This window comes from Halostella sp. PRR32, assembly GCF_034808085.1.
In the GTDB taxonomy this organism is placed as follows: domain Archaea; phylum Halobacteriota; class Halobacteria; order Halobacteriales; family Natronoarchaeaceae; genus Halostella; species Halostella pelagica.
Genome location: NZ_JAXHGL010000129.1, coordinates 1 through 270 on the forward strand (window position 1 = coordinate 1; position 270 = coordinate 270).

The 270-nt window shown below is 70.0% G+C and carries 1 pseudogene; it reads right to left on the reverse strand.

Features of this window, described 5'->3' with window-relative positions:
* A pseudogene (locus SM753_RS20635) lies at positions 1-270 on the reverse strand (MBL fold metallo-hydrolase); the annotation flags it as partial.

Below are 270 nucleotides of genomic sequence, written 5' to 3' on the forward strand. Positions count from 1 at the left end.
CTCGCTCATCCCCGAGAACTGCTCAGTCACGGGGAGGTCCTCGAACAGGCCCGCCATCACGTCGACCGCGGTCATCGGGCCGTCGAGCAGTTCGCGCACGTCGTCCGTGCGCTGCTCGTGTGCGTCGAGTATCTCCCGGATGCGGCCCGACGGGTCGGTGATGACGTCACGGTGCCCCGGGAGCAGTCGGTCGTAGCCGGCGTCGTGCTGGCGCTCCAGGCAGTCGTTGTAACGCGGGAGGACGCGTGGGCGCTCCCCACCGGGCTCCGT